24 protein-coding genes, 1 tRNA gene and 1 other RNA gene are annotated in these 26,160 nt (G+C 66.5%); 6 read left to right on the top strand and 20 right to left on the bottom strand.

The annotated features are described in order from the left end of the window. The first annotated feature begins 64 nt into the window (after positions 1-64). Complete coding sequence (locus RND64_RS01945; RefSeq protein WP_049700511.1) at positions 65-1,390, top strand: MurT ligase domain-containing protein; 1,326 nt, start codon at positions 65-67, stop codon at positions 1,388-1,390. Beyond that, positions 1,387-2,109 carry a type 1 glutamine amidotransferase gene (locus RND64_RS01940; RefSeq protein ID WP_049700510.1) on the top strand — a complete coding sequence of 241 codons (723 nt, stop codon included), beginning with the start codon at positions 1,387-1,389 and terminating at the stop codon, positions 2,107-2,109. Before RND64_RS01945 ends, RND64_RS01940 begins: the two co-directional genes overlap by 4 nt. 491 nt (positions 2,110-2,600) lie before the next feature. Here RND64_RS01940 and RND64_RS01935 read toward each other — a convergent pair whose 3' ends face one another. The 7 genes from RND64_RS01935 to RND64_RS01905 form a co-directional block, all read right to left on the bottom strand. Further along, a complete protein-coding gene (locus RND64_RS01935; RefSeq protein WP_049700508.1) occupies positions 2,601-3,326 on the bottom strand; it encodes a uracil-DNA glycosylase in 726 nt (241 codons plus the stop codon). A gap of 18 nt (positions 3,327-3,344) precedes the next feature. After that, a complete protein-coding gene (locus tag RND64_RS01930) occupies positions 3,345-3,887 on the bottom strand; it encodes a uridine kinase family protein (RefSeq protein WP_049700507.1) in 543 nt (180 codons plus the stop codon). Between the two features lie 5 nt (positions 3,888-3,892). After that, complete coding sequence (recR, locus tag RND64_RS01925; protein WP_049700506.1) at positions 3,893-4,504, bottom strand: recombination mediator RecR; 612 nt, start codon at positions 4,502-4,504, stop codon at positions 3,893-3,895. A gap of 6 nt (positions 4,505-4,510) precedes the next feature. Further along, positions 4,511-4,879 (bottom strand): YbaB/EbfC family nucleoid-associated protein, encoded by a 369-nt coding sequence (locus RND64_RS01920; RefSeq protein ID WP_039856699.1) that lies wholly within the window; start codon positions 4,877-4,879, stop codon positions 4,511-4,513. 23 nt (positions 4,880-4,902) lie between these two features. Continuing rightward, a complete protein-coding gene (locus RND64_RS01915; protein WP_049700630.1) occupies positions 4,903-5,274 on the bottom strand; it encodes a hypothetical protein in 372 nt (123 codons plus the stop codon). Positions 5,275-5,426: 152 nt separating this feature from the next. Next, a complete protein-coding gene (locus tag RND64_RS01910) occupies positions 5,427-6,407 on the bottom strand; it encodes a pseudouridine synthase (protein WP_331436414.1) in 981 nt (326 codons plus the stop codon). A gap of 28 nt (positions 6,408-6,435) precedes the next feature. After that, positions 6,436-6,876, bottom strand: a complete 441-nt coding sequence (locus tag RND64_RS01905; RefSeq protein ID WP_049700628.1) for an SRPBCC family protein — start codon at positions 6,874-6,876, stop codon at positions 6,436-6,438. An 80-nt stretch (positions 6,877-6,956) separates the two neighbouring features. On the opposite strand from RND64_RS01905, the gene RND64_RS01900 reads away from it, so the two are divergent. Continuing rightward, entirely contained in the window at positions 6,957-8,348 is a 1,392-nt protein-coding gene (locus tag RND64_RS01900) for an FAD-binding oxidoreductase (protein ID WP_049700505.1), read from the top strand. Next, positions 8,345-9,676 (top strand): class I SAM-dependent methyltransferase, encoded by a 1,332-nt coding sequence (locus tag RND64_RS01895; RefSeq protein ID WP_049700504.1) that lies wholly within the window; start codon positions 8,345-8,347, stop codon positions 9,674-9,676. Before RND64_RS01900 ends, RND64_RS01895 begins: the two co-directional genes overlap by 4 nt. Positions 9,677-9,715: 39 nt before the next feature. Here the strand turns inward: RND64_RS01895 and RND64_RS01890 are convergent, their stop codons facing one another. The 8 genes from RND64_RS01890 to RND64_RS01855 all read right to left on the bottom strand — a co-directional run bounded on the left by RND64_RS01890 (position 9,716) and on the right by RND64_RS01855 (position 18,283). Then, positions 9,716-12,145, bottom strand: a complete 2,430-nt coding sequence (locus RND64_RS01890) for a DNA polymerase III subunit gamma and tau (protein WP_049700503.1) — start codon at positions 12,143-12,145, stop codon at positions 9,716-9,718. Between the two features lie 76 nt (positions 12,146-12,221). Beyond that, positions 12,222-13,790, bottom strand: a complete 1,569-nt coding sequence (locus RND64_RS01885; RefSeq protein WP_049700502.1) for an acyl-CoA synthetase — start codon at positions 13,788-13,790, stop codon at positions 12,222-12,224. Positions 13,791-13,899: 109 nt separating this feature from the next. Then, positions 13,900-14,361 carry a hypothetical protein gene (locus RND64_RS01880; protein WP_049700501.1) on the bottom strand — a complete coding sequence of 154 codons (462 nt, stop codon included), beginning with the start codon at positions 14,359-14,361 and terminating at the stop codon, positions 13,900-13,902. Between the two features lie 78 nt (positions 14,362-14,439). After that, positions 14,440-15,741 carry a glycosyltransferase 87 family protein gene (locus RND64_RS01875; protein ID WP_270484723.1) on the bottom strand — a complete coding sequence of 434 codons (1,302 nt, stop codon included), beginning with the start codon at positions 15,739-15,741 and terminating at the stop codon, positions 14,440-14,442. A 29-nt stretch (positions 15,742-15,770) separates the two neighbouring features. Then, positions 15,771-17,057, bottom strand: a complete 1,287-nt coding sequence (locus tag RND64_RS01870) for an aminotransferase class I/II-fold pyridoxal phosphate-dependent enzyme (protein WP_049700132.1) — start codon at positions 17,055-17,057, stop codon at positions 15,771-15,773. 69 nt (positions 17,058-17,126) lie between these two features. After that, positions 17,127-17,221, bottom strand: an RNA gene (gene ffs, locus RND64_RS01865) — signal recognition particle sRNA small type. A 66-nt stretch (positions 17,222-17,287) separates the two neighbouring features. After that, a complete protein-coding gene (locus tag RND64_RS01860; RefSeq protein WP_235434426.1) occupies positions 17,288-18,010 on the bottom strand; it encodes a hypothetical protein in 723 nt (240 codons plus the stop codon). Between the two features lie 187 nt (positions 18,011-18,197). After that, a tRNA-Ser gene (locus RND64_RS01855) sits at positions 18,198-18,283 on the bottom strand. A 111-nt stretch (positions 18,284-18,394) separates the two neighbouring features. Between RND64_RS01855 and RND64_RS01850 the strand changes: the two genes are divergently transcribed. Further along, positions 18,395-19,243 carry an NmrA family NAD(P)-binding protein gene (locus RND64_RS01850; protein WP_331436413.1) on the top strand — a complete coding sequence of 283 codons (849 nt, stop codon included), beginning with the start codon at positions 18,395-18,397 and terminating at the stop codon, positions 19,241-19,243. A gap of 76 nt (positions 19,244-19,319) precedes the next feature. Here the strand turns inward: RND64_RS01850 and RND64_RS01845 are convergent, their stop codons facing one another. Genes RND64_RS01845 through RND64_RS01835 form a run of 3 tightly spaced genes read right to left on the bottom strand, consistent with a single transcriptional unit; the run spans position 19,320 to position 22,415 of the window. Further along, complete coding sequence (locus RND64_RS01845; protein WP_049700134.1) at positions 19,320-20,213, bottom strand: DUF5996 family protein; 894 nt, start codon at positions 20,211-20,213, stop codon at positions 19,320-19,322. Between the two features lie 59 nt (positions 20,214-20,272). Continuing rightward, complete coding sequence (locus tag RND64_RS01840) at positions 20,273-21,358, bottom strand: DNA polymerase domain-containing protein (protein WP_049700135.1); 1,086 nt, start codon at positions 21,356-21,358, stop codon at positions 20,273-20,275. 1 nt (position 21,359) lies between these two features. Next, positions 21,360-22,415, bottom strand: coding sequence for an ATP-dependent DNA ligase (locus RND64_RS01835; protein WP_049700136.1), 1,056 nt, complete (start codon positions 22,413-22,415; stop codon positions 21,360-21,362). Between the two features lie 393 nt (positions 22,416-22,808). Here RND64_RS01835 and gluQRS point away from each other — a divergent pair, with 393 nt between their 5' ends. After that, on the top strand, positions 22,809-23,744 hold the full coding sequence (gluQRS, locus tag RND64_RS01830; protein ID WP_270484729.1) for a tRNA glutamyl-Q(34) synthetase GluQRS: 936 nt from the start codon (positions 22,809-22,811) through the stop codon (positions 23,742-23,744). A gap of 19 nt (positions 23,745-23,763) precedes the next feature. On the opposite strand, the gene RND64_RS01825 is transcribed toward gluQRS, so the two are convergent. After that, positions 23,764-24,789, bottom strand: a complete 1,026-nt coding sequence (locus RND64_RS01825; RefSeq protein WP_270484732.1) for a hemolysin family protein — start codon at positions 24,787-24,789, stop codon at positions 23,764-23,766. Beyond that, on the bottom strand, positions 24,782-26,131 hold the full coding sequence (locus RND64_RS01820) for a hemolysin family protein (RefSeq protein ID WP_270484734.1): 1,350 nt from the start codon (positions 26,129-26,131) through the stop codon (positions 24,782-24,784). Before RND64_RS01820 ends, RND64_RS01825 begins: the two co-directional genes overlap by 8 nt. Positions 26,132-26,160 lie beyond the last annotated feature (29 nt).

Below are 26,160 nucleotides of genomic sequence, written 5' to 3'. Positions count from 1 at the left end.
GCCCGACCAGCGCGGGCGCTGCGCCCCGACGGCGCGCCGTGGGGCGCTGTGAAAGACTCTCCCCATGCCCGACCGCGTCCCCGCTCCGGGTGGCTCGACCACCCGTGTCCCCCTTCGTACGTCGCTAGCCCTCGGAGCTGCGTCGGCTGCCCGCTGGGCGTCGCGCACCGCGGGGCGTGGCAAGGGATCGATGATCGGCGGCCTGGTCGCCGAAAAGATCGACCCGAACATCATGGGGCGTCTCGCCGCCGGAAAACGGACCGCGCTGATCACCGGGACGAACGGAAAGTCGACGACAACACGCATGACCGCCGCGGCTCTGGCGGAACTCGGCGAGGTCGCCACCCAGGCCGACGGCGCCAACATGGACGCGGGCATCATCGCGACGCTCAGCTTGCAGCGGACGGCGCCGGTCGCCGCACTCGAGGTCGACGAGTTGCACGTTCCGCACGTGAGCGACGCCGTCGACCCCGAGGTCGTGGTGATGCTCAACCTCTCACGCGACCAGCTCGACCGCGTCGGAGAGATCAACATGATCGAACGACGACTCCGCGAAGGCCTGGCACGCCACCCCGATACGACGGTGATCGCCAACTGCGACGACGTCCTGATCACCTCTGCCGCGTTCGACGCTCCGAAGGTCGTCTGGGTGGCTGCGGGTGCGAGCTGGGTCGGCGACTCGGTGAGCTGCCCGCGCACCGGCGAACCGATCGCGCGCACCTCCGGCGACCCCACCGACCCGTCGATTCAGAGCGGCGTCGACTGGTATTCGACAGGCGATCCGACGTTCCGTCGTCCGACGCCCCAGTGGTGGGTCGACGACGAAAAGATCTATGGCCCTGACGGATTCGAGGCCCCGATGACGCTGAGCGTGCCCGGCCGCGCCAACCGGGGCAACGCCGCGCAGGCGGTAGCCGCTGCCGTCGCGATGGGCGCCGACCCCGCGAAGGCCGTTGCCGCCGTCAGCACCGTCGGCGAGGTGGCCGGACGCTACGGCATCCACCAGGTGGGCAACCATTCCGTGCGCACGCTGCTCGCCAAGAATCCCGCGGGTTGGCAGGAAGCGCTCTCGATGATCGATCAGGACGCCGACGGCCTGGTCATCGCCGTCAACGGTCAGGTCCCCGACGGCGAGGATCTCTCCTGGCTGTGGGACGTGCGCTTCGAGGCATTCGAGACGATGCAGGTGGTCGCGGCCGGCGAACGCGCCGCCGACCTGTCGGTCCGACTGCTCTACGCGGGCGCCGAGCACACCACCATCCCCGACACCACGAAAGCCATCGCCTCGTGCCCGCCCGGACGCGTCGAGGTGTTGGCCAATTACACGGCGTTCCGCGACCTCGGCGTCGCAATCGAACGCGCCGAGCGCGCACGGAAGGGACAGCAATGAGTACGTCGACGCTGCGCATCGGCCTCGTCCTGCCCGACGTCATGGGCACCTACGGCGACGGCGGCAACGCATTGATCCTGCGTCAGCGGGCGCGCATGCGTGGGGTCGACGCCGAGATCGTGCAGATCACCCTCGACGACGAGGTGCCCGACTCGCTCGACGTCTACACCCTCGGCGGCGCTGAAGACTATGCCCAGCGGCTCGCCACTCGGCATCTCACGCGATACCCGGGTCTGCAGCGGGCCGCCGCCGCCGGACGTCCCGTGCTCGCCATCTGCGCCGCGATCCAGGTGCTCGGCCACTGGTACGAGACGTCGGCAGGCGAACGCGTCGACGGCATCTCACTCTTCGACCTGACCACGTCGCCGCAGGCCACACGCAGTATCGGCGAGGTGGTCACCGACCCGGTGATGCCCGGACTGACCGATCAGCTCACCGGATTCGAGAACCACCGCGGGGGTACAACGCTGGGGTCCGACGCAGCGCCGCTCGCGAAGGTCCGCCACGGCGTCGGCAACGGTGTCGGCGACGGGACCGAGGGCGTCGTGCAGGGCTCGGTGCTCGGGACGTACATGCACGGTCCGGCGCTGGCAAGGAACCCGCAGCTCGCCGACCTGCTCTTGGCACGCGCGATGGGCGTCGACTCGCTGGCACCGCTGGACCTGCCCGAAGTGGACCGGCTGCGCCGCGAGCGGCTCGCCGCCGGGCGTCGAGGCTGAGCTCCACCTTCGCTGGTCGAGCGCTACTCCGCTGGTCGAGCGCCCAGCCCGCTGGTCGAGCTTGTCGAGACCACCCCGCGTCGAGGCTGATTTCGACACGGGTGCTCACTGCGTTCGCCCCCTGCTCAATCGGCGGGAGAGGTCGAGCGCCCACGCGGCTGGTCGAGCCTGTCGAGACCACCCGCCGGCCGAGCGCTACTCCGCTGGTCGAGCCTGTCGAGACCACGCCCGGCGGAAGCGCGGGCACTTCTCCGGCCCGCAGATGGCGCAGTCGGTGCCCGATCGGAAGTGTTCGTGGGCTGCGCGGGGATGACCGCAGCGGCACGTCGAGTCGGGATCGCGACCTGCGAGCCGTCGCATCTTCTCGCTCATGGACGCCGTCACTTCCGTTCTGCTGCACACCGCTTCGACGCGGACACCGTTGTTGACGCCGATCGTATCCACTCGGCCGCCGGCTCCGATACGAAGGCTCACCTCAGCGGGTCGATCAGTCACGCGCTCGCGTCGTCGACAACGGGCAACCCCGCGTGGCGGCCCGCGGCGCGCAGTACCTCGCGCAGCATGGCGGGCGTCAGGCGTCCGGTGAACGTATTGTGTTGGCTCACATGATAACTCGCGAACAAGGTGAGTTCGCGGTCGCCGCGTCGAATCACGGTCTGCGCTCCATGACCGAACTTCGGTCGGGGCCGCGCGACCTCCCACCCGAGACCTGCGAACCCGGTCAGCGCCGCCTGCCAACCGAATGCGCCAAGGACGAAGACCGATCGCAAAGTCGGTGCGAGAAGGTCGATTTCGTTGTGTAGCCAGTGCGCGCACTGGTCGCGCTCAGCCGGAGTCGGCTTGTTCTGCGGTGGCGCGCAGTGGACGGGCGCGGTGATCCGCACGCCGGTCAGTTCCAGGCCGTCGTCGATCGAGACCGCAGTGGGTTTGTTGGCCAGCCCGACGTCGTAGAGCGCACGGTAGAGCACGTCGCCGCTCTGGTCGCCGGTGAACATTCGGCCGGTCCGGTTGGCGCCGTGCGCCGCGGGCGCCAGCCCGAGGATCAGCATCGCGGCGTCGGCCGGACCGAAGCCGGGAATCGGCCTGCCCCAATAGGTTTGGTCGGCGAAGGCCGCACGCTTCTCCCTGGCGACCAATTCACGCCACGCGACGAGCCGCGGGCACGCACGACACTGGATCAGCGCCGCGTCGAGTGTCGCGATGCTGCGGTAGGCCATGAGCTCACGGTACGCGGGTCAGTCCAGCACCCGGCACCGCTCGCGCGTGCGGTCGACGGCGAACCAGCCGCGCTCGAACTGCTGCCACTTCTCGAGGTGAGGCCGGGATGCCTCGCCGTCGCGCGCAATAGCGCGTTCGAGTCGCTCGTCGGGAGCGCCGCCGTCGAGCCACAGCGAGTACGTCAACCGGTCGGCGATACGACGCCGCGCCGCCGACACCCCTTCGATGATCAGCAAGGGCTCCCAGCGATACCAGACCCTTTTGCCGACGCGTGGCTCACCGTCGACCCACTCCCGTGGGCGATACCGGTAGTCGCGACGTCGGACAAAGGCATGCAGCACATCGGATTCCATCTCCGGCCACCACGCCACGGGGTCGTCCCAGGTGGCGAAATCGTCGGTGCGGACGAGCACGACGCCGGTGCCGCGAGCGCGCAACTTCTCGACGAGCGCGTCCGCCACGGTGGTCTTTCCCGATCCGGATGGCCCGTCGATGGCGACGATGCCGGACACCATTTCCGCGGCGAGTTCGTCGAGCTGGATATCGAGTTCAGGTGTCATGGCGGTCAGGCCAGCACCCGCCGCCCCGACAACGCCCGGCCGAGTGTGAGTTCGTCGGCGAACTCAAGGTCGCCACCCATCGGCAGACCCGAAGCCAGGCGAGTCACCGACAGCCCCGGGAAGTCTTTGAGCATGCGCAGGAGGTAGGTCGCGGTGGCCTCGCCCTCGGTGTTGGGGTCGGTCGCGACGATGATCTCGCTGACGTCGATACCGTCGGGCTGATTGGCGAGGCGTCGAAGCAGTTCGCGGATGCGCAGTTGATCGGGCCCGATCCCCGACAGCGGATCGAGCGCACCGCCGAGCACGTGATAGCGACCGTGGAACTCCTTGGTCCGCTCGATCGCGTGGACATCCTTGGGCTCCTCGACGACGCAGATCTTGGTGGCATCGCGACGCGCGTCGGAACAGATGCGGCAAAGCCGATCCGCGGAGACATTGCCGCACTCCGCACAAAAGGTGACGTCGTCGCGGACGTGGCCGAGGGCAGCGATGAGTCGGTCGATGTCGGACTTCTCACCGGCGAGCAGGTGGAAGGCGATGCGCTGCGCACCCTTGGGGCCGAGCCCTGGCTGTTTGGCCAGCTCGTCGATCAGATCCTGGATGGGGCCCTCGTACATGAAGTGTCAGCCGAGGCCGGGAAGTCCGCCGCCGAGTCCGCCTGCGAGCGGTCCCATCTTCGCGCTCGTCAGTTCGTCACGCTTGGACGCGAGATCCGACAGCGCACCGAGGACCAGATCCTGCAGCGTCTCGACGTCGTCTGCGTCGACGACCTTGGGATCGATGGTCACCGCGGTGACCTCGCCGGTACCGGTTCCGGTCACGGTGACCAGCCCGTTGCCGGCCGAACCGGTGACCTCGGTTGCCGCGATCTCCTCCTGCGCCGCGAGCAACTTCTCCTGCATCTGCTGCGCCTGAGCGAGCAGGCCCGCCATCGGATTCTCGCCGCCGTCACCGCCGCCGAACAGGGAACTGGGGTCAAAAGGTTGAGTCACGTTCACCAGGATAGTCGGTGCGCTCACCGCAGCAGTCGCTCGACATGCTCGATGATCTCGTCGACACTCTCGTCGCCGACCGGCGTGATCTGGAAGGAGAGCAGGTTGTCGCCGAAAAGCCTGCCCGCCTTCGGGGTGAGCGCGAACTCGATCCGGTCGTTGTCGACGCGACGCCACTCGACCACCCCGCCGTAGACGGGCGCACTGGCTCCCGTGGTGACGCAATAGCCTTCGCGGCCAGAGCCTCCAAGGCCAGGGCCCACACGGCCACCCGCTTCGGAGTCACTGACCAGGTCGCGCTGAATCTGGAAGCAGCCCATCGATTCGTCGTCGATGAAGACGACGGCCTCGCACCCGAGATCGGGGTGTCGCTCGTAGGAGGCGTGGATGGTCACGAATGTCAGCCTAGCGACGCATTCGAGGCTGATCGAGCCCACGTCCGGGCCCGCAACTGCCACTACTACGTACACAACTCGTACCTGAGCGAGGGGCCGCGACAATAATTTCGATGGCCCTCCGCTGACGACACGATTGTGTACGCACTTGCTCACCCGGCCCGGGCGGGCGACTGTTCCGGGTGCCGACCGCTGACGAATCTCCGCGGTTCGCCGGTCAGCGGGTCGTCGAACTCCAGGCTGTGCGCGAGTAGGCGCAGCGGCCGGGTGAAGTCGCCTCGATCGGGCAGTTCAGCGAGGTCGGGGCGTACGTCGGGGTACAGCGGATCGTCGACGATGGGCACCCCGAGCAATGCCATGTGCAGGCGGAGTTGGTGGGTGCGTCCGGTGTGCGGACGCAGACGGTAGAGGCCGTGGCCAAGCCCGACATCCTCGATCAGAGTGATCTCGCTGACCGCGTTGACTTCGCCGTCGACGACCAGAGCCCGCAGGTCACCGGCCGTTTTCTCGATGCGATTGCGCACGGTCGCCGGGGTGCGCAGCGCGTCGTCGAGCGGTGCCAGCGCACGGTATTCCTTGCGCGCGAGTCGTCGGGCGAACAGGTCCTGATACGCCGCGCGCACCTGCGGGCGGGCCGTGAACAACAGCACCCCGGACGTCAGGCGGTCGAGCCGGTGAGCGGGCGCGAGCGCGTCGTTGCCGAGTTCACGCCGCAGCCGCACCAAAGCGGTCTGGGCGACGTGCCGCCCGCGCGGCATGGTCGCGAGGAACGGCGGTTTGTCGACGACGACAATGTTCTCGTCGCGGTACAGGATCGGCAGGTCGAACGGGATCTCGATCTCGTCGGGCAGGTCCCGATGCAGGTAATACGACGTGTTGGCACGGGCGGGAGCGTCGAGGTCGGCGCGATTGCCATCTGCGTCGACCACTTCGCCAGCGGCAGTCCGCTCCCGTAGGCCGTCGACGGTCAGGTCGGCCAGCGACGGGCTGGCCAGCAGCGACTCCCCGACGGTCCGCTCCTCGCCGTGGCGCACCACGACGCGCGTCGCGTCGACGCCGTCGCGCACCGGCAGCGGCGAGGGCCGGGCGCGACCGCGACGTCGTGGCGTCCGGGCGTCGTCCTGCGGACTCATCGTGCGAACCGGTCCGCAGAACTGGCCTTTACTTCTCGACCCGCGCCTTCAGGTTCGCGAGCAACTGTGCCTGGATCTTCGCGAGACCCTTGGGCGCAAACGTCTTCTCGAAGAAGCCGCCGATGCCGCTGGCGTTGGAGTTCCACGTGGTGGTCGTGGTGACCTTGGAACCGCTACCGGCCGGGGTGACCTTGTAGGTGGTGACCATCGACGAATTCTCGTCGCGTTCGGTGATGGTGTCCGGCACGACGCTGACGGTCGCCTTGACGTCGCGCTGACGCTTCGAGGTCGCCTGCAGAATCCAATGCACCACCGTGCCGTCGCCCTGGCCGCCGCTGATGACCTTGTAGTCGCGGTACTGCTCGGGAAGGATCGCCGGACGCGCGTCGACGTAGTCGGCAAGCACCCCGATCACCTGGTCGGCACTTGCGGCGATGTCGATCGATTGACTGGCGGAAATCTCACCCACGACGGGCACTCCTTCATGGCAGATTGGCGGGCGTGCTGATCAGGTCCTAGGCTAGCCAAGTGACTTCTGGACGGTTGGAGATGGGGGCACAGGCATTCGACGACGGGGTTGCCACCCTTCTGGCCAGCTATCGGGCAATTCCGCCGGGAGCAACGGTCCGTCTCGCGAAAAAGACGTCGAACCTGTTTCGTGCACGCGCCAAGAATCCGCATCCCGGCCTCGACGTATCGGGTCTCGACAGGGTGATTTCCGTCGACCCGGTGGCCAAGACCGCCGACGTCGCGGGGATGTGCACCTACGAGAACCTGGTCGCCGCAACGCTGCCGTACGGGCTGGCGCCGCTGGTGGTGCCGCAGCTCAAGACCATCACCCTCGGCGGAGCGGTCACGGGTCTCGGCATCGAGAGCACATCCTTCCGCAACGGCTTGCCGCACGAGTCGGTGCTCGAGATAGACATTCTGACCGGCGACGGCTCCATCGTCACCGCAACCCCGACCAACGAGAACTCCGAACTCTTCTTCGGCTTCCCCAATTCATATGGGACGCTGGGGTATTCGGTCAGACTGAAGATCGAGCTCGAAACCGTTCAGCCGTACGTCGCATTGCGCCACATACGTTTTCACGATCTTGCGGCACTGCAGTCGACGATGAACACCATCGCAGACGAGCGTAGCTACGACGGCGAGCGCGTCGACTACCTCGATGGTGTGGTTTTCACCGCCGACGAGGCCTACCTGACCGTCGGCCGCCAAACCGACGAGGCCGGTCCGGTCAGCGATTACACGGGGATGGACATCTACTACCGGTCCATCCAGCACGCCTCGGGGATCAAGCGCGACCGCCTGACCATCCACGACTACCTCTGGCGCTGGGACACCGACTGGTTCTGGTGCTCACGAGCCTTCGGTGCCCAGAACCCCAAGATTCGACGGCTTTGGCCAAAGAAGTTGCTGCGCAGCAGCTTCTACTGGAAGTTGATCGGCTACGACCAGCGCTTCGACATCGCCGACAGACTCAACAAGCGCAAGGGTTTGCCCGCCAACGAGCGGGTGGTGCAAGACATCGAGGTTCCCATCGAGAACACCACCGCGTACCTCGAGTGGTTCCTCGAGAACATTCCGATCGAGCCGGTGTGGTTGTGCCCGTTGCGTTTACGTGAGCCGGCGCTGGCTGTCGCCGACGCCGCACGCCCCTGGCCGCTCTACCCGCTCGAGCCCAAGCGCACCTACGTCAACGTCGGGTTCTGGTCTGCGGTGCCCGTGACGCCCGACGACCCGGGACACGCCAACAAGCTCATCGAGCGAGAGGTGGCCGATCTCGACGGCCACAAATCGCTGTATTCGGAATCCTTCTACTCCCCCGAAGAGTTCGACGAACTCTACGGTGGCGAACACTATCGACTCCTGAAGAAGCGGTACGACCCTCGCGGCCGGCTTCTCGACCTCTATGCGAAAGCGGTGAAACGGCAATGACCACGTTCAAGGACAACGTACCCGCGTCTCCCTCTCCCTCGGACACCTCGCAGGGCAAAATGACTCTGGCGCAGATCTTCGAGTCGCTCGTCGGCGGCAATCTCAGCATCAGGGTCACCGCGTACGACGGCAGCTCGGCAGGTCCCGCCGACGCCGAGTACGGATTGAACCTCAAGAACGCCCGTGGCACAACGTATCTCGTCACCGCCCCCGGGGATCTCGGGTTGGCGCGCGCATACGTCTCAGGCGACCTCGAGTTGATCGGTGCCCACCCCGGTGACCCCTACGAGGCGCTGCGTGCTTTGGCCGCCGACCTCGAATTCAAGCGTCCGTCTCCGCTGACGTTGGCACATGTGGCCCGCTCGCTGGGCATCGAGCATTTCAAGCCGATCGCGCCGCCGCCCCAGGAGGCACTGCCGCGCTGGCGACGCTTCGCGGAAGGACTGCGGCACAGTAAGACTCGCGACGCCGAGGTGATCCATCATCACTACGACGTGTCGAATACGTTCTACGAGTGGGTCCTCGGACCGTCGATGACCTACACCTGCGCGGTCTACCCCGATCTCGAGGCGTCGCTGGAGACCGCCCAGGAGAACAAGTACCGTCTGATCTTCGACAAGCTGCGACTCAAGCCGGGTGACCGTCTCCTCGACATCGGTTGCGGCTGGGGCGGAATGGTGCGCTACGGAGCGTCGCGCGGAGTCAAGACGCTCGGCGTCACACTCTCCGCGGAACAGGCCGAGTGGGCGCAGAAGAAGATCGTCGACGAGGGACTCAGCGACCTCGCCGAGGTGCGGTTCAGCGACTACCGCGACGTGACCGAGAGCGACTTCGACGCCGTCTCGTCGATCGGACTCACCGAGCACATCGGGGTCCACAACTACCCGGCGTACTTCTCGTTCATCCGCGACAAGCTCCGGGTCGGCGGAATGATGTTGAACCATTGCATCACTCGGCCCGACAACTTCAAGAACGCACGCGCCGGATCGTTCATCGACCGGTACGTCTTTCCCGACGGCGAGCTCACCGGCTCCGGCAAGATCATCTCGAAGATCCAGGACATCGGCGGGCTCGAGGTGCTGCACGAGGAGGACTTCCGCCCGCACTACGCCATGACCCTGCGCGACTGGAACCGCAACCTCGTCGAGCACTGGGACGAGGCCGTCGAAGAGGTCACCGAGGGTACCGCCCGACTGTGGGGCCTCTACATGGCCGGATGCCGAATCGGCTTCGAGCGCAACATCGTTCAGCTCCACCACGTCCTCGCGACCAAGCTCGACGAGTACGGTCAGAGCGATCTCCCGCTGCGCCCGTGGTGGGACGCATAGAGGCGACTCGAATCCGCTGGTAGCGGCGCGAGGTTCGCGCTACTCCAGCGGCCGGGCGCCCAGCTCGGTCTTGAGCAGTTCCATCGCGACCTTGTTCGGGTCGAAGCGTCCCTCGGGGGTGGCGTTCTGCACCTCGGCGACCATCTCCGCACGCTCCGCGTCGGGGATGTCGTCGTCTTGGCGTGGCGGTTCGGGCTCCTCGGGCTCGGCCGGGGCCTCCGGTGCCGCGGCAGCGTCGGACTGCTCGCCCGAGCTGCCCCGAGCGCGGCTCGGACGCGAGAAGGTCTGAGCACGACGCTGCTGCCGATCCGGTTGGCCCGCTGCGTTTTTCGCGGGCGCGCTCACGTCGACGATCTTGTGGATCGTCTGCACGTCGAGTTCGGTTCCGAAGACCTCGCGCAGCGCCTCGCGCATGATGTTCACCGCGTGCGGCGCCGACAACCTGCCGACCAACACCTCGACGGGATGCGCCAAGACCACGATGTTGTCGCGGATCTCGTCGACGACGGCGTTCGACAGCATCGGCTCGAGACTCTTCGACCGCTCACGGACCGCGGCGCGCACTTCCTGGAAACGCTTGCGCGCGGTCTCTACGTCGAGGCCGGTCTGCGGCTCGGGTTCTGGTTGTGGTTCGGGTTCGGGTTCGACGCTGCGCGGCATGGACGGTCGACCGTCGTCGGGGACTGGCGCGTCGTAGTCGTCGACGGGCTCGTCGGGCAGCGGGATGTCGTCGTCTGCGGCTACCACCGCGGCCGGTTCCGGCGTCGGGGCAGGTTCGGGCGTCGCTTGCGCTTCGCGCTTCGGCATCGGGCGCGTGGGCTCGGCGGGTGCTGCCGCCGCGGGAGTGGGCTCGGAGGGCGTGGTCTCGACACGACCTCCGCTGGCGCTCCGGTCTGCTCGACCAGCGAGGGAATCGCTCGCGGGCTCGGCAGCGGCAGCGAGGGAATCGCCCGCGGACGCGGCAGCGGGAGCATCACCGCGCGTGGGCTCGGGCGGGGTGGTCTCGACACGACCTCCGCTGGCGCTCCGGTCTGCTCGACCAGCGGGAGTGACGCCTTCGCTGGCGCTCCGGTCTGCTCGACCAGCGGGAGTATCGCCGCCGACGGCCGGGGCAGCCTCATCGCGCGGAGCGGGGGGCGCCACGGCCTCTGCGGGAGCCGCGTCAGCCTGGGCGGCGGGCTCGTCGGCCGTCTTGCGCTGCGAGGGGCGGACGTACTTGGGCGGGTCGACGGGCGGCGGGGCGGGTGCCGCGGTGGGTGCACCCTCGGCGCGCGCGGACGGCGAGGGCGTTGCACCGCCGGCGTTCCCTCCGTCCGGAGCGACGCCCGACTCGAGTCGTTCGAGACGCTGGAGCAGCGCTGCGTCGTCGGCGGAGACCGATGGCAGCAGCATCCGCGCGCACATCACCTCGAGCAGCAGGCGCGGCGACGTGGTGCCGCGCATCTCGCCGAGAGCTTCGTGCACGATCTCGGCGAAGCGGGTGAGTCCGCCCGGTCCGAGGTGCTCGATCTGCCCCTGCATCCGCGCGAGTTGGTCTCCCGGTGCTTCAACCAGTCCGCGTTCGGCAGCGTCCGGAACTGCTTGCAGCAGAATGAGATCGCGCAGCCGCTCGAGTAGGTCGACGGCGAAGCGTCGAGGATCATGCCCGGCGTCGACGACCTTCTCGACCGTCGCGAACAGCGCTGCGCCATCGGAGGCGGCAAGGGCGTCGATGGCGTCGTCGATGAGTGCGATGTCGGTGACGCCGAGCAGTGCGAGGGCGCGGTCGTAGGTGACGCCCTCGTCGGATGCACCAGCGAGTAGCTGGTCGAGGATCGACAGCGAGTCGCGGGGCGAGCCGCCACCCGCGCGGATGACCAACGGATAGACATCCGGCGCCACGACGACGCCCTCTTTGGCGCAGATGTTCTCGAGCAGCCCGCGCATGACCGGCGGCGCGAGCAGCCGGAACGGGTAGTGGTGGGTGCGCGAGCGGATGGTCGGCAAGACCTTCTCGGGCTCGGTGGTGGCGAAGACGAATATGAGGTGCTCCGGCGGCTCCTCGACGATCTTCAGCAACGCGTTGAACCCCGCGTTGGTGACCATGTGCGCCTCGTCGACGATGAACACGCGATATCGCGACTCCGACGGTGCGTAGAAGGCGCGGTCGCGCAGTTCACGTGTGTCGTCGACGCCTCCGTGGCTGGCTGCGTCGAGTTCGATCACGTCGAGGTTGCCCGGCCCGCCCGGCGCGAGGGCCACGCACGACGAGCAGACGCCACACGGCGTCGACGTCGGGCCCTGCTCGCAGTTCAGTGAGCGCGCAAGGATGCGGGCCGATGACGTCTTGCCGCATCCGCGCGGTCCGGAGAACAGATACGCGTGATTGATGCGGTTTCCGTCGAGGGCGCGGCTGAGCGGATCGGTGACGTGCTCCTGCCCGACGACTTCGGCGAACGTTGCCGGACGATAGGTGCGATACAGAGCCACGCGTCGAGACTACCGGCGATCACCGACAGCGCAGCCCCCTCCCCTACGGCTGTGCACAGCGACCTGTCGCGGCAGGTCAGACTGCCGGGCTGGCCGTGGTGTTCTCAGCCCCGAACCGGTCGCGCAGCGCGAACTTGAGCACCTTGCCGGACGGATTGCGCGGCAGCGCGTCGATGAACTCCAGACGCAGCGGGAGCTTGTAGCGGGCGAGTCGGTCGGCCGCGAACTCGCGCAGTTCTTCCAGTGTCACGGTCTCGCCGGGCGCCGTCGCGACGACCGCGGTGACGGCCTCACCCCACTTGTCATCCGGGAGTCCGACGATCGCGACCTCGGCAACCGCCGGATGGCTGTAGAGCACGCTCTCGACCTCGGCGGGGTACACGTTCTCGCCACCGCTGATCACCATGTCCTTCACGCGGTCGATGACGTAGACGTAACCGTCCTCGTCCTCACGTCCGACGTCCCCGGTGTGGAACCACCCGTCGTCGTCGATCGCGGCATCGGTGGCGCCGGGATTGTCCCAGTAGCCCACCATCACCTGGGGTCCACGAACACAGATCTCGCCCGGCTGCCCCGGCGCCACCTCGGCGTTGGTGGCGTCGACGAGTCGCACGTTCGAGAGCGGCAGCACCCTGTTGCCCGCGGCTCCGATCTTCTTCTCCGACTCGTCGATACCCATCACGAGTGCGAGCGGAGCCGTCTCGGTGAGGCCGTAGCCCTGCGCGAACGTGACTCCGCGGTCGGCGTAGGTGCGCATCAACGGCTCGGGTACCGGAGCGCCACCGCAGATGAGGTATCGCAGGGACGAGAGATCGGCGGTGACGAAAGCAGGCACCTGACTCATGAACAGGAACATCGCGGGCACGCCGAACATCGTTGTCACACGGTATTTTTCGATGTCGGCGAGTGTCTGTGTTGGGTCGAACGCTCCCGACAGGATCACGTGGCCGCCCTTCTGGAGCGTGACCAGTGTGGTGACGTTGAGGCCGCCGATGTGGAACAGCGGCGCCGCGGTGTAGGTGATGTCGGTGGAGACGGTGTCGAAGCTGAGTAGCGCATTGATGTTGTTCCAGAACAGGTTTCCGTGCGTGAGCATGGCACCCTTGGGACGGCCGGTGGTCCCCGAGGTGTACATGATGACCGCGACATCCTCGGCGTCGGCGAACACCGGATCGGCGACCGGCACACCCGATGCCAGCACGTCGTCGAAGTTCTCCCATCCGTCAGCACCGCCGACCGCGATGAACCGCTGCACGTCGATGTCTGCGCGCACGTCGTCGACGACGCCGGTCAGCGAGGCGTCGGCGATGAGAGTTGTTGCGCCGCAGTCATCGAGGATGTACGCGAGCTCGGGTCCGGTGAGCCGGAAGTTGAGCGGGACGAACGTCGCGCCCGCTCGCGCGCAGGCGAACAGCGCGACCAAGAAAGCCGAATGGTTCGGTCCGAGGTAGGCAACGCGATCGCCGTGGGCGACTCCGCCGTCGACCAATCGCTCGGCCAGCAGGTCGATTCGACGCTGGAATTCGGCGAAGGTGAGTGTCTCACCGTCGAAGGTTAGTGCCGGGTGATCCGGGATGATCGCTGCGCGTCGCGCAATCCACGAACCGAGATCCATCGAATCGGGTACCACCACTCGTCCTGCCATGACTGACTCCCACCATCGGGGCGGAGCATGCTCGCGACTCCGCCGAGTTGGCGACAGCTTATTGCCCACCCGTGTCCGAGTTCAGTGAATTGACAATAACCGAGTAGTGCTACTGCAGATCGACGACGCCGGAGCATTCGGGTGCGCGCAGCGTCAGCAGTCCGCGGTTGACGGCATTGATCGTGATCTTCACCTTGCCGCGGCCCGGGATGTCGTCGATCCGATAGCCGCTGTCGTCGGCGATCGTGTGGACCCAGTGCGTGTTGTAGGTGCGCGTCGCGCCATTGGAGAGTTGGGTGACGGCGACTCTCGTGTCCGAGTAATAGCGAAAGAAGCTCTTGCTGTCTCCCCACATGGTGAACGTGTTGTCTCCCGCTCGCCGCTGGACATGTATGCCCGCGTACGAGGGGAAATCGAAGACGTTGGGGTTGAGGCTGTAACACCGCACTCCGACCTCGCCGTAGACCGATTCATCAGCCGCGGCGTGCCCTGCCCCGATCGTGGCTGCGGCTACCGCGCAGGCACCGACGAGCCCAGTGATCATTCTGCGTGTCATCGAACGTCGAATCATGGTGCGCCTCCTTGAGAATGTGGAGCCTCGGACCCTTCACCATTCACGTCGAGTTGCAGCGACGAGTCGTTAGCGCAACTAGCCGACCGTGTCGCGAACGTTATCGGCGCCGGTCACAACCGTGTTGTTCGACGACCGATAGACGACGATTGTCGCGATTGCCGTGCAGAGGAACACCGCGTTGTAGGGATAAACGGTGAACCATTCGAGCCAACTGATGCCGTGTTTGAAAAACAGTCCGATGAGGTAGGCGTCGGGAACCGTCTTGTTGACGAACCAGATCGGGTGCGCGAGGTAGGTGCGCCACGAGAACGCCACCAGAATCAGGCAGACACCCGCCACGCCTGCCAGTACTCGACGCAGCGGCGACAGATCAATGCGCAGCACAAGATTCACGCAGATCACCAAGATCGGCACGAACCACACCCAGTGGTGTCCCCATGACATGGGCGAGATCGCGCATGCCGTCATGCCGACCATGCTCAGCGCGAGGAGTTCCTGGCCGTGCCGGTGCGCGAGTACGGCCGCATACATGCCAAGCGTGAGCGCCGCGAGGGCCAGGACACCCCACAGCAACGAATTCGGCGCGTCGGTGTGGATGAGGTTGGCCAACCACCCGCGGATCGACTGATTTCCAACGGTTTGCGGCGCTCCGACTCGATTGGAGTCGAAGAGCTTGTCGGTCCAGTACGACCAGGATTCGCTTGGCAGCACGATGAATCCGACGACGATGGTGCCGACGAAACCCGCGATGACCCCGAACATCGCGCGCCATCGACGCAGAATCGCCAGGTACAAGATGAAGATCAACGGGGTCAGCTTGATACCCGCGGCGATCCCGGTGCCGACCCCCATGCCCCGACTGTTGTCGCCCTTGGGTCTGTCGACACGCAGCAGGTCGGCCAGGATGATGAGCAACAGGAAGACGTTGATCTGGCCGTACCAGACCGTCGTGCGGACCGGTTCGAGCAGCAGCGAGACGGCGATCAGCGAGAGCGCGATGAGCCGCAGCGGCCACGTTGCCTGCCTGCCGAGCGACCGGAAGCACAGCATGATCACCAGGTACAGCGCGATGAAAATGCCTGCGGTCCAGACGATTCGGGCCACTTCGAACGACATCAGCGCGAACGGGATGAAGATAATCGCCGAGATGGGTGCATACGTGTAGTCCATCTGGCCGAGCAGTTTGGCGTCGTACAGGCTGCCACCGTCGAGCACGGTCTGCGTTCCCGCGCGGTACACGTCGAGGTCGAGCTGGTTGTCGAAGAGTCCCCAGAACGGCGTCGTGAAGGGAACGATCACATCTTGCAACCACACGGCCACGGCGGCGACGAGCAGGAAGCCGACAGCCACGACCCAACGTCGTGAGGCCCTCACCATTGCCGGACTGTCACACGCGCGCCGTCTCGTCAGGATTCGACGTCGGCGAGGAGCTTCTCCGTCGCGGCAAGAAGTGCACAGGTCGCAACGCCGTCCATCGCGACGCGCAGGTCGTCGGTGCTGGGGAAGGTCGGTGCGAGCCGGATGTTGCGGTCGTACGGATCGTGCTTGTACGGGTAGGTCGAGCCGGCGGCCGTCAGAGCGATCCCGGCTTCCTTCGCAAGCTCGATGGTGCGCATGGCGGCGCCGTCGAGGACGTCGAGGCTGATGAAGTAGCCGCCCTCGGGCTCCGACCATGCCGCGACCTTGGAGTCGGAGAGCCGGTCTTGGAGAATCTCGAGCACCAGACGGAACTTGGGGGCGAGGATCTCTCGGTGCTTGGCCATGTGCGCGCGCACGCCGTCGGCATCACCGAAGAACCTCAGGTGGCGAAGCTGGTTGATCTTGTCCGGGCCGATCGTCGTGAACGCGAGATTGTCGGTCAGCCACTTCACGTTGGCCGCCGACGACCCGAAGAACGCAACGCCCGCTCCCGCGAAGGTGATCTTCGACGTCGAGCCGAACACGTAGACCCGGTTGGGGTGGCCCTCCTGCGCGGCGATGTCGACGATCGGCAGCGGGGTGGGCGGGGCGTCGACGAGCGTGTGGACGGCGTAGGCGTTGTCCCAGAAGACACGGAAGTCCGGCGCCGCGGGCATCGCCATCAGGGCGCGTGCGACGTCTTCGCTGTAGGTGGCGCCGGTGGGGTTGGAGTAGGTGGGCACGGCCCACAGACCCTTGATCGACGGATCGTCCGCAACCAGCTGCGCGCAGACGTCGACGTCGGGGCCGTTGGGGAGCATAGGCACCGGGATCATCTCGATGCCGTAGTGCTCGGTGATCGCGAAGTGGCGGTCGTAGCCGGGCGACGGGCACAGGAACTTGACGGTCTCGCCGGTCGACGACCAGGACGCCGGTGAGTCGGGAGTGCCCTTGAGCAGCGAGGACACCACTACCTGGTGCATCAGGTCGAGGCTCGCGTTACCGAAGGCGATCAGGTTGTCGGCGTCGACGGCGAGCAGTTCGGCGAAGATCGCGCGGAGTTCCGGCAGTCCGCTGACGCCGCCGTAGTTGCGGCAGTCCGTGCCGGAGGCGTCGCGGTAGTCGCCGAGGCCGGGCAACGACAGCAGCTCGTTGGAGAGGTCGAGTTGTTCCGGCGCAGGCTTACCACGGGTGAGATCCAGCTTCAGCCCTGCGGAGAGTAAACCCTCGTACAGTTTTTGCAGGTCGTCCTGGGTGGCGCGAAGTTCGTCTGCACTCATCGAGTGGTAGTTCAACGGAGACCTCTCGCCGAACCGGCGCCAGGCTCGATGGCGGCTTTCGGCACGCTTGCGGATCTGAACAAAGTTAGAGGACCCCGCGCACCCGAGAGAGCCCGTTGACCCTTGCTGCCTTCCGGCCCTGGGGGAGTTCACAGGATGCACGCCGCGCGGGATCCGTCGTCAATTGTAGCGAGCCTTCGCCGTGATGTGTCAGGGGGTCGGCGAGGCTGTCGCCCGGAAGCCGATCAGCGCAGGAGTCGCGGGAGCAGAGCGAGGCGGGCCGCGTAGTCGCGCGGCAGGTAGGCGGTGCGGCTGCGGGTCCAGTCCTGCCCGGACAGTCCGTCATAGGTCGAGGGCATCGCGATGCCTGCGGGCGCATAGGCGTCGAGTCCGTTGGCTCGCGTCGTGTAGACGGCGCGCCACAGATGGTCGGAGAACGCGACGATCCCGGCGACGTCGACGCGCGCCGACGGTCCGCGGAGTTGTGCGACCTTGGCGGCGACACCGTCGGTGGAGAGGTAGACGAGCGTGCCGTCGGGCTTGCGATTCGGCGGGATCTCGACGACGCCTGCGGCATGGAACTTCGCATGCAGTACGCGGGCGATCTCGGTCTGCGCGTAGATCGGGATGGCGCGGTTGCCGCGCGTGCGGATCGCGGTTTCGGCTAACGCTTCGTTGACGGGGCCGGGTTCGCCGACCGTGCGCGTCGGGTCGACGCCCGGCGCGATGCGGTTGCCGAAGCTGTACGCGATGAGCAGGCTGAAGTCGCCCGCTGCGCGCGTCGGGGTGTGCACGGGGTCAACCCCACGCTGTGGCGATGCGTGCGCCGGGGCGAAAGCGACCAACGACGCCATCACGGCCAGGGCGATCGTCGACGCCGCCAGAGCCAACCGACGACTCGGTTGCAGTGGACGTGCCGGCCGCGGGCGATGCGGATGCGGGCGGTTGGTCGCTCTGAACGCTGCCATCGTGTCGCTCCTGCCATGGACGGGGTGGGTACGTTCGACCGCCGCCGCGAGCAGCGTTCCGGCTGAACGCGCGTAACCATCCCAGGCGCAGGTGTCCGCGGAGTGAACGACAACCGGATTCGGAGCAGTGACCTGCGGAAACGAAACGAGCCCGACGCTCACGTACGCGCCGGGCTCGCTTCTGCTGCGGAGGATAGGAGATTCGAACTCCTGAGGGCTATTAACCCAACCCGCGTTCCAGGCGAGCGCCATAGGCCACTAGGCGAATCCTCCAGGCTTGGCGATAATAACGGCCAATCCACCCCAGACCCAAATTCGTGCGGTCGTCACCGGGCGTCGATCGGTAGCGTCGGAGGTGCTCCTCGCCACGGAAAGGTCGACGCCATGCCCACATCCGAATATCCTTACGTCGTTCTCGGCGCGACCGGCAATCAGGGCGGCGCGGTGTTGCACGCGCTGCGCGACGCAGGCAAATCCGTGCGCGGCGTCGTACGGTTTCTGGATTCGGACAGGTCGCTGGAGCTCGCGGACCGCGGCATCCCGCTCGCCGTCGCCGACATCGCGACCGGAAGCGGGCTCGACGACGCCTTCGCCGGCGCCGCCGGGGTCTTCGCCCTGACGACGCCGTTCGAGGCGGGAGCCGACGCCGAGGTCGGTCAGGGCGAGAACATCATCGCGGCAGCTGAAGCCGCAGCCGTGCCGTACCTGGTGTTCTCGTCGGTCGCCGATGCCGATCACAACACCGGTATTCCGCACTTCGACTCGAAGTACGAGGTGGAGACGAAGCTCGCTGCGTCGAGCATCCCGCACACGATCGTCGGCCCGACGTACTTCTACGACAACCTGCTCGGCAGCCTCGACGCACTCAAAGCCGGCGTGATGCCGCTCGCCCTCCCCGCGGAGAAACCACTGCAACAACTCTCGCGCCAGGACTTCGGCCGATTCGTCGCGATGCTGTTCGACGCCCCGTCCGGTTTCGCAGGCCGACGCATCGACCTGGCCTCCGACGAAATCACTCCGAATGCGATGGCCGCCGCCGTGACTGCCGCGACCGGCCAGCAGGTTCACGCGGAATCGTATGACCCCGAACGTATTTCGTCGCCGGACATGCGGGCGATGTTCACGTTCTTGGCAACCAAGGGGTACAGCGTCGACGTCGCAGCACTGCACGCGGCCTATCCGCAGATCGGGTGGGAGTCGTTCGCTGACTGGGCGCAGCACACCCTCGGCTGACCGGAGAATGTGTGTCGTATCGAAGGATGTGGGCGCTGCAGCACACACATCCTTCGATACGACACACATTCACCTGCTAGGGCCACTCCCCCAGGCTGGATTCGACGTCGAACGTCGACTGCAGGAACTCCCGGAGGCTTGCATCGGAGTCGTCGGCGGTCCGAACGGCGGTGTACGGCAACAGGAATTCGCCGAGTGTCGTGTCGTACGACGCCGCGGCGGGGTGCACCTTCGCGTCCGGGTAGCCCTCGTACACGGGATACGAGTAGGAGTAGAAGGCCCCCTCGTCGGCCCCACCGGGCCAGAACCCGGCGCTGGAGACCTCCTCGCAATACGATTCGACCATCACTCGCTCCGGACAGTTGGGCACGACGCCGGAGAACAGCGGAGCGGGACGGCCGGAGAATCGGGTGACCGCGAGATCGAATGAGCCCCAGAAGAAGTGGACCGGGCTGCACTTACCGCGCCACTTCCCACGGAACTCCGCGAAAACGCGCTGCGCGCTGACCAATTGGTGCCAGAAGAGCTTCACGGCGTCGGCGTCGTACGAGGCGTGCGTCGTATCTTGCGGAAACGGGATCGACTCGGCCACTTCGACGGGGTGGTCGTAGATGGGAACGCTGATGCCGAGCGACTCCAGTTGTGCCAGATAGTCAGCGTAGAAGTCGGCGGTGGTGCGCGGCTCGAGACGTACTTGTCGCCGTTCGCCTTTCGTCGTGGTGATATCCAGGACGTGGTCGACGAAGTCGAAGACGATCTCGAGGCCGTAGCCGTCGTAGGGCATCAACGACGTCGTGAGACCCACCGAGTTCACATACAGCGCGACCTGCCACCAATGATTCTCATTCGGGGCCAGCGCCATTCGGGTCTTTCCGACGATCTGACTCCACATGTGCACTGTGTCGCGGGTCTGCTCCCAGTCGGACACACGAAGCTCCGGCCATGATTCGAACGTTGCGGTTGTGGTCATTCGCTACTCATTCCCTTGTGCGACGCCGCGTTTCGACTGCACGACGCCGGATTCGACGCTCAGTTCGGACCGATCCTGTTTCCTTCCTCGTCCCAGTGGGCACCCACCTTCTTGCTTGGCTGCACGCGCGGAGGCTCACCCGGCATCTTCGGGTAGCTCGGCGGGTAGGGCATGTCGCCGAGACCCTGAGCGTCGTCGCGTTCGACCATCTCCAGCAGTGGCTCGAGACCACGACGATGCGCGGAGATGTCGGCCATCGGATCACCCCGTCGGGCAACGAGTTCCGGGACGCTGCGCATGGTGCAGTCGTCGGGATCGACGTCGGCGAGCTCGGCCCAGGTCACGGGGGTCGATACCCGCGCGATTGCGTTGCGTCGCACCGAATACGGCGCGGCCATGGACCGGTCACGCGCATTCTGGTTGAAGTCGACGAAGATCCGCTCGCCGCGATCCTCTTTCCACCACGAGGTGGTCACGGCGTCAGGGTCTCGACGCTCCAGTTCGCGTGCGAGCGCGATGCCACAGCGTCGGGTCGCGATGAAGTCCCAGCGCGGCTCGATGGGGATGAACACGTGAATTCCCCTGCCACCAGACGTCTTTGGGTATCCGACGTAGCCGAGCTCGTCGAGTAGCGGAGCAAGGAGGTCGACGGCGACGCGTCGAACGTCGTCGAAGTCGGTGCCGGGCTGCGGGTCCAGATCGATGCGCAGTTGGTCGGGATGGTCGTTGTCGGCCGCGACCGTCGGCCAGGTATGGAAGGTGACGGTCCCGAGGTTGGCCGCCCAGACGATCGACGCCGGGCTCGTCGGACGGAGTGCATCCCCGGTTCGGCCAGAGGGGAACGTGATTCGCGTCGAGTCGATGAAGTCGGGCCGCTTCTTCGGTAGGTGCTTCTGGTAGATCTCGTCGCCGTCGATGCCGTCGGGGAAGCGCTGCAGGAATGTCGGGCGATCGCGTAGGGCGACCAGGAACGGGCCGTCGGCACCGTCGTCGCGCGCCTGCGCCATGCGCTGGTAGTAGCCGACGAGATCTCTTTTGCGGCCACCGTTTTCGCCGAGCTCGGGAAAGTAGATCTTGTCGGGGTTGCTCATCCGGACGGCAACACCGTCCACGTCGAGTTCCTCGGCGGGCGAGCGGGATGCCATATCAGCCGTCTCCTTCGAGCACATCGTGAAGGTCGTAGGTCAGCGGGACGTCGAGTTGGTCGTAGCCGCAGCTCTCGGGATCACGGTCGGGACGCCACCGCAGGAACTTCACGGTGTGCCGGAATCGGTGGTTCTCCATCTGGTCGTAGGCGACCTCGGCGACGAGCTCGGGCCTGATGGGTATCCACTCCCCCGACTTCTCTGATCGCCAGCGCGTCGGCTCGCCCGGTGCGGGCTTGTCGGGATCGGTACGCATCGGCGCAAACATCTCTTCGAGTTCGATTCGCTTCTTGTCGGTGAACGCACCAGCGCCGCCGACCATGTGAAGGTCTCCCGAATCGGTGAAGAGGCCCAACAACATCGAGCCCAGGCCGGTTCCGCTCTTGTGCACCCGGTAGCCGATGACCACACAGTCGGCCGTGCGCTTGTGTTTGACCTTCAGCATCTCGCGCTTGCCCTCGACGTATGGCGAGCCGAGCCGCTTGGCGACCACGCCGTCGAGGCCCGCGCCCTCGAATGCCGAGAACCAGGTGCGCGCGGTGTCGGCGTCGGCGGTGACGCGGCTGACGTTGAACCGCCTGCCCGGCTTGTGCGCACCCACCGCCTCCACGAGCGTGTCGCGGCGTACGGCGAAGGGCTCGTCGACGACGCTGCGGTCGCCGAGTGCGAGCGCGTCGAATCCGATGAAGATCGCGGGTGTCTTCTCGGCGAGCATCCGTACGCGTGAGTCGGCGGGATGAATACGCTGCGCGAGCGAGTCCCAATCGAGGCGGTGCACGCCATCGATGACGGACGGGACGCCGATCTCGCCGTCGAGGACCACCTTGTCGGGAAGTTCGGCGCGCGCGGCGTCGACGATCTCGGGGAAGTAGCGCGCGAGGTCTTTGCCTCCGCGGGAACCGATGTAGACCTCGTCGCCGTCGCGAAAGACCAACGCACGAAAGCCATCCCACTTGGGTTCGTAGGACCACGACGGCTCACCGTCGGGTTGTTCCGGCACCGCTGAGACAGCCTTGGCGAGCATCGGCGCGACGGGAGGCATGACCGGTAGGTCCACCACCCCATACTCCCCATTGCACGACGATCCCGCAATGAGCCGCGCGTGCCGCGCTGGTCCCGCTGTCCGAGCGTCCCCCGCTGGTCGAGCTTGTCGAGACCACCGCCGGTCGAGCGTCGCCGCTCGTGATTTCGACTCGGCAGCTCGCTGCGCTCGCGGCCGCTCAATCAGCGGAAAGGGCCCACCCCCTCCGCGAGTCCCACCCGCTGGTCGAGCGTCCCCCGCTGGTCGAGCGTCCTCCCGCTGGTCGAGCGTCCTCCCGCTGGTCGAGCTTGTCGAGACCACCGCCGGCCGAGCGTCGCCGCTGGTGATTTCGACTCGGCTGCTCGCTCCGCTCGCGGCCGCTCAATCAGCGGAGAGGACCACCCACCCGCGGCGGTAGTGTCGTCTCCGATGTCCTCACACGAATCCGCTGCGCAGCCGGCGCTTGCTGCCGGGCGGTACGCGCCGTCGCCGTCGGGCGACCTGCACGTCGGCAACCTGCGCACGGCTGTGCTCGCGTGGCTCTTCGCCCGCACCTCGGGTCGCCGGTTTCTGCTGCGCATGGAGAACCTCGACCGCACGGCGGTGGGATCCGATCAGCGACAGATCGACGACCTGCACGCCCTCGGGATCGACTGGGAGCCGCCGGTCGTGTACCAGACCGACCGGCTTGATCGGTACCGCGCGGTGATCGACGACCTGACCATGCGTGGCCGCACCTTCGAATGCTTCTGCACCAGACGCGAGATCCTCGAAGCCCCGTCGGCGCCGCACTCCCCACCGGGCGCCTACCCCGGAACCTGCCGACACCTCACCGCAGAACAGCGCGAGAGCAAGCGCGCAGCCGGGCGTCCGCCCGCGATCCGGATCGTCGCGGAGGTCGACGAGTTCAGTGTCGTCGACATCCTGCACGGCGAATACACCGGCGCCGTCGACGATTTCGTCATCCAACGTGGCGACGGCACGCCCGCATACAACCTCGCGGTGGTCGTCGACGACGCCGAGCAGGGCATCGACCAGGTGGTCCGCGGCGACGACCTCCTGTCGTCCGCCCCACGCCAGTCGTACCTCACGACGCTGCTCGGGCACACCCCGCCCGTCTACGCGCATGTCCCGATGGTGCTCAACGACAAGCAGATTCGCTTGTCGAAGCGCGACGGAGCTGTCACGCTCGCCGACCTCGCCGCGCGCGGCGTCGACACCGCAACGGTTCTCGACCACATTGCGGCATCGCTGCAGCTGGCCGAGCCCGGCGAACATGTCACCCTCGACGACCTCGCTCAACGCTTCGATCCGACGAAGCTCCCGACGCAGCCGTGGATCCTCACCGAAGACGAATGGACCTGAGAGGCACTCACATCCGCGCTCAGGACGCGGTCGTCAACAGCCTGTCGAGCAGATCGTCGAGAGTCAGCACGCCGAGCACCTCGTCGCCCGCAGAGACCAGCGCGATATGTGCGCGCTTGTCGCGCATACGCGCCATACCCTCGTAGGCCGGCAGCTCGGCAGGCAGGATCAACACGTCTCGGGCAAGGTCGGCTGCCGTGACATCGGCTGCCGCATTGAGACTGTCGCGGACGTGCACCACACCGATCACCGAGTCGCGGGTCAGGTTCTCCTCTGCCCCTGCGCGCACGACGAGCAGTCGAGAGTGCCCCGTCTGACGCGAAACCTCTTGAATCCCAGCAGGAGAAGCACCCGCGGGAACACCGTCGAGAGCACCGTCGCCGACGACGTCGCCCACCGCAAGCGCCTCCGTGGCCAACGCCGCACTGAGCCGGTTGTGATACTCGTCGTCGAGCATCCCGGTCTCGGCGGAGTGGTCGACCAACTGTCGCAACGTGGCCGAATCCTGTCCGGACGAGACTTGGTCGACGGGCTGCACGCCAACGCGACGCAGGCACCAGTTGGCGAGTTGGTTGAGCACGACGAGCACCGGACGCACCACCCACATGAAGGCGCGCATCGGAATCGCCAGCAGCACAGCCGATTTCTCCGGGTGTGCGATGGCCCACGACTTGGGTGCCATCTCGCCGACGACCAGGTGAAGGAAGGTCACGATGATCAGCGCGAGTATGAATCCCGCGACGTCGGCGATCCACAGCGGCGCGCCGAGTGCTTCGATTCCCGGCGTGATCCAGTGATGCACAGCGGGTTTGGTCACCGCGCCGAGCGCAAGCGTGCACACGGTGATACCCAACTGCGAACCGGCCAGCAGCACAGACAGTTCCGACGAGCTGCGTAGCGCGGCTCGCGCGGCACGACTGGTCTGTGCGGCATCTTCGATGCGGTGCCGACGAGCGGCGATCAGCGCGAACTCGACGGCGACGAAGAACGCGCTCGCCGCGATCAACGCGACCGTGACCGCGAGTACGACCCAGGGGTTACTCATCGGCGTCTCCGGACTCGGTGATGACGAGGTGGACGGTCGCGGGCACGCGGCGCCTGACCTGCGTCACCGTTGCGGTCACCGTCGGAGCGGCGACACCGAAAGTGGCGTCGGCAAGCGGCAATTCGACGCTGTCACCGACCTGCGGCAGTCCGCCCGACGTCGAGATCACGAGTCCGCTCAGGGTCTCATAGTCGCCTTCGGCCACTTCGTGTCCGATCACTCGCGACACCTCGTCGAGGTGCGTGTCGCCACGTGCGAGCCAGCCGGCGTCTGTCAGCTCGATCGGTTCCGACGACGTCGTATCGTGCTCGTCGTCGATCTCGCCGGTGATCTCTTCGGCGATGTCTTCGACGGTGATGATGCCCGCGATTCCGCCGTATTCATCGATCACGACAGCCATCTCGTCATCTGAGGTGGTGTCGAGGCGTTCGAGCACCGCCGGAAGCGGCAGCGTGGTGGGCACGATCGCGGCGGGTCGCGCGAGATCGGCTGCGGTAAGGCTCGTTTCGTCGAGTCGTTCGAGCAGATCGTGCAGGTGCACGATCCCGACGACGTCGTCGGGGTTCGTTCCCACGACGGGATATCGCGTGTGCCCCACCGCCATCAGGTCGCGAACCTCCGACAGCGAGGTATCTGCTGCGACGAAGTCGACGAGGGGCCGGGGCACCATCGCGTGCTCCGCTGTGCGAGTGGGAAAGTCGAGGACACGATCGAGGAGCGTCGACAGTTCGGCAGGCAACTCCCCGACCTCGCGCGACTCGGCGACGATGTGCTCGAGGTCACGCGGTGACGCGGAGTGCTCGACGTCGTGCACCGGCTCGATGCGCAGCGCTTTGAGCAGAAGGTTCGACGCGGCGTCGAACAGCGAGATGACCGGACCGAACACCTTGAGGTAGATCGACGTCGAGAGTGCGAGTCGACGCGCAACCGGCTCGGGGCGCGCGATCGAGAGGTTCTTGGGGAACAGTTCGCCGAACACCATCTGCACGACCGTCGAGAACAGCACGGCGAGCACGGTGCCGATGGCCACGCCAACGGCCACCGGGATGCCGACGTCGCCCAACAGTTCGCCGACGCCACTGCCGATCAGCGGCTCGGCGACGTAGCCGACGAGTAGTCCGGTCACGGTGATGCCGAGCTGTGCACCCGAGAGCATGAACGAGGTTCTGCGCGTCACCGAGAGAGCGCGGGCTGCCGCGGCGTCGCCGTCTGCGGCGCGGGCCTTGAGTCGCGACCGGTCGACCGCCATGTACGCGAACTCCTGCGCCACGAAGTAGCCGGTCAACGCGGTGATGGCGAAGACGACGAGAATTCCGATCACGATTCCGAGGAGGACCATCATGCGATCACCTCGTCGCGGACCGTCGGAAC

The sequence above is a fragment of the Gordonia sp. w5E2 genome (assembly GCF_036540975.1).
GTDB lineage: Bacteria > Actinomycetota > Actinomycetes > Mycobacteriales > Mycobacteriaceae > Gordonia > Gordonia jacobaea.
The sequence above is the reverse complement of the archived record's forward strand: the minus strand, read 5'-3'. Positions and strand labels throughout refer to the sequence as shown.